Below are 3,384 nucleotides of genomic sequence, written 5' to 3' on the forward strand. Positions count from 1 at the left end.
CGAAGGGCAGGACGATGAGGAGCAGGACGATGAGGAGCGGAGACCATGTGGGGCGGAACACACTTCCGCCGATCCAGACGTTACTCTGAGGTACATGAAACCCTGGTTGCTTCGCGGGCTCGGCCTGACCCTCGTGCACGTGCTCGTGCGGGTCCTGCTGGGGGCCGCCCTGGTGCAATGGCCGCTGCAAGGCTCGGTGCTGCGGATGGTCGCGCTGGCCGTCGTCGTGCTCGCCGCGATCGTGTGGGCCGGGCTCGACGGGATCCGCGACCAGCGGGCGCACCCGCAGTCGGAGGACGGTGCGGACCTGACGATGCTGTGGCTGAAGGCGGCGGCGGTCACCGGCCTCGTCGCCGGCCTGCTCACCTGGCTGATCGACACGGTCAGCCCGATCCAGGTCGGGGTCAAGTCGCTGTTCTTCGAACTGACCTCGGGTGCGGCGTTCACCGTGCTGCTGGTGTACGTCCCCGCGACGGCCGCGGTGATGCTCGGGCGGTTCCTGGTGCGCCGGGAGCAGCGCAAGTCCGCGCCGAAGGCGAAGCCCGACGCCGGGCCGGCGCCGGTCGGGGCGGCCGCGGCGCCGGATCCGGGGTGGCGCGACGACGACGCCCCGACCGAGGTGTTCGAGCGGATCGATCCGGACCGCCGCCCCTAGCGTCTCCCGATCGGACCGGGCCGGTTGCGGAATCGGGTCCGTGGCCGGAGGCCGGCAGGTACCGTTCCGCCCATGGCCGGACGCGGGGCGCGCGGTACCCACGGACGCCGGCGGACGGCGCTGGTCGTCGCGGGCGCGGGCGCGCGCGGTGCCTATCAGGCCGGGGCGATCACCTCCCTGCTTCCCCGGATGACGCGGCACGGCGCAGCGCCCGCGATCCTCGTCGGGACCAGCGCGGGCGCGATCAACGTGCTCGGGCTCGCCGCGTTTGCCGACGCGGGACTGCCCACGGCCGCGGAACGGGTCGTGGACCTGTGGACCGGGGTGGTCTCGTCCGACGTGTACTCGTCGGTGCACAGCCTTCTCGGCACCGGCGCGGCCTTCCTGGGCCAGGCGATCGGCTTTCCCCGCACGCGTCTCGTCAGCCTGCTCGATACGACCCCGATCCGGGGAACCCTGCAGCGCCTCGTCCCGTGGACCCGGCTGCACGAGAACATCCGGGCCGGGTTGGTGGACGCGGTCGCCGTCGCGACGACGTCCGTGGCCACCGGCGGGACGGTGGTGTTCGTGGAGAAGAACGATTCGGTGCGCCTGCCCGAGTACGACATCCGCCGCAACATCAGCTACGTCGAGACGACGCTGACCGTCGACCACCTGCTGGCCTCCTCGGCGGTCCCGATCCTGTTCCGGCCCATCCACGTCACCGACCGATGCGCCCCGCAGCGCTCCGGCTGGTACATCGACGGCGGACTGCTGCTCAACACCCCGATCAAACCCGCGCTGCTGCTGGGCGCGAACGACGTCGGCGTCGTGGCGACGCAGCCGCGGGTGTGGCCCCCGCCGGTCGCGGCGCGCACCGGGAGGCACCGGCCGGCGCCTCCCGACGTGGCCGGCGTCGCGGCCCTGGCACTGCGCGCGATGCTCGGCTACCGGATGATCGAGGATCTGCACACGCTCGAATTCCGCAACGCACGGATCGCGCAGACCCGCGCGGTGTCCCCGACCGACCGTCCCATCGGGATCGACTTCGCCGGCCCACCACCGGGCCAGGCCGGCCGGATCGCCGAGATCGCGGAGGACGTGGTGCGTCGCCGGCCCGCCGTGCGCCGGTTCCTGCGCAACCCCGCGCCGTCCGTCGTCGCGCGGCTGGTCGGCGGCGATGACGAGGATCGCGGAGACCTGCTCAGCTTCCTGCTGTTCGACCCGGAGTTCACCTCCGCGATCGCCGACCTGGGCCGGGAACACGGCGCCGAACCGAGCTCCGCGCCGGCCGTGGAGGGCATCCGGGCGTGATCCGCGCCCGGGCCGGAATCGGACGGGACGGGCGGAACGGACCGATTATGCGAGGAGTCGTGTCACACGACGTGCCGGTGGTGTAATTGTGAAGCATCGGGATCGAGAATCGGGAGCAGGCGAGGGAAGGCCGCTCGCCCGATCGGACGCACCGAGGGGGATTGCGATGGCCGACTTCGATCGATGGCCGACCGACCTGCTCGCCGAGTTCGTGGCCGACCTCGAACTGGGCCGCACCCCTGCCCTCCCGGTCGGCGTCGAGACCGCCGCGCGCGAGGAACTGGCCCACCGGAGCCTCGACGGCGGATGAGACCGATCCTCGGCAGTGTCCCCACGCGCAGCGACCGCCCCAGCACCGCCCGTCCGCGACCCGGACGCCGGGCAGGCGGAGCCGCCCGGTCGGATCCCCCTGCCGCGATGCGATCACCGAAAATCAATCCGACTGGCGCCCAATACATTTAGAGTAGGGAACCATGGGAGAGCGCGCTCCGGTATGCCCCGACGGGAAGACGGCCCCGAACGGCTCGGACGAGGGTGGGCCTTGGTGCTCCCGGACCGGTGGTGAACCGCAGCTGGGACGACTGCTCGGGGCGATCCTGCCGCTGACGCACCCCGCCGGCCTGTGGTCCACGACGTGGGGCCTCGCGAAGGGCTCGTGCAGCGCCGCCGCCGCGGTGGTGCGCGGACGAGTGCTCGGTCGCCGCCACCCGGGCACCCCCGAGGCGGCCGACCCCGTCCTGCCCGCGAGCTGGTGGCCCGACGACCTCGACATCGAGGCGGCGGCCAGGAAGTGCCCGGGGGTGGATCTGTACGCGGTGACCGTCGACTTCGTCGACCGCCACCACGGGTTCGCGCTGTCGATGCTGGGCGGCATCCCGTCCTGGACCGCCGCCTGGTATTCCCGCGTGGGCGTCGCCTACCTGCACGCCCACCGGCTCTCCCATCCCGTCCGGGACAACCGGGGCCGCCGCGGAACGCCCGTGCCGGCGCGTGCCGGCCGTCCCGGCCTGCAGGTCGTGCGCGGCGCCGAGTAGTCGCAGCGTTACATCGCCTGAAACCGCTATCATCGCCGTATGACGATCAATCGTGACGGTGGTGCGGTCCCGACGTCGACCCGGCCGGTGCCGGACCTCGACGCCGCGGTGGCGCTGTTCCACAGCCTCTCGGACGGCACCCGATTGGCGATCGTGCGACGGCTCGCCGAGGGTGAGGCGCGGGTGGCGGACCTCGTCGGTGAGCTGCGGTTGGCGCAGTCGACGGTCTCTGCGCACATGGCGTGCCTGCGGGACTGCAACCTCGTCGAGGGCCGCCCCCAGGGCCGGCAGGTGTTCTACTCGCTGACCCGACCCGAGTTGATGGACCTACTCGCCTCGGCCGAGACGTTGCTGGCCGCGACCGGGAACGCGGTCGCGTTGTGCCCGAACTACGGCACCGGC

General features: G+C 72.4%; 5 protein-coding genes. All 5 read left to right on the forward strand.

The window, feature by feature from the left end; all coding sequences use genetic code 11:
- The first annotated feature begins 94 nt into the window (after positions 1-94).
- Positions 95-655: a B-4DMT family transporter gene (locus tag CQZ88_RS16745; RefSeq protein WP_029543592.1), complete on the forward strand. Its 561-nt coding sequence runs from the start codon at positions 95-97 to the stop codon at positions 653-655.
- Positions 656-727: 72 nt separating this feature from the next.
- On the forward strand, positions 728-1,948 hold the full coding sequence (locus CQZ88_RS16750; protein WP_102800059.1) for a patatin-like phospholipase family protein: 1,221 nt from the start codon (positions 728-730) through the stop codon (positions 1,946-1,948).
- 166 nt (positions 1,949-2,114) lie between these two features.
- Entirely contained in the window at positions 2,115-2,258 is a 144-nt protein-coding gene (locus CQZ88_RS29945; protein ID WP_006937614.1) for a hypothetical protein, read from the forward strand.
- Between the two features lie 163 nt (positions 2,259-2,421).
- Positions 2,422-2,982: a hypothetical protein gene (locus CQZ88_RS16755; RefSeq protein WP_102800060.1), complete on the forward strand. Its 561-nt coding sequence runs from the start codon at positions 2,422-2,424 to the stop codon at positions 2,980-2,982.
- Positions 2,983-3,021: 39 nt separating this feature from the next.
- The coding region (locus CQZ88_RS16760) for a helix-turn-helix transcriptional regulator (protein WP_102800062.1) at positions 3,022-3,384 on the forward strand (363 nt) is incomplete at its 3' end.

It is taken from the genome of Rhodococcus sp. ENV425 (genome assembly GCF_002887785.1).
GTDB lineage: Bacteria > Actinomycetota > Actinomycetes > Mycobacteriales > Mycobacteriaceae > Rhodococcus > Rhodococcus aetherivorans.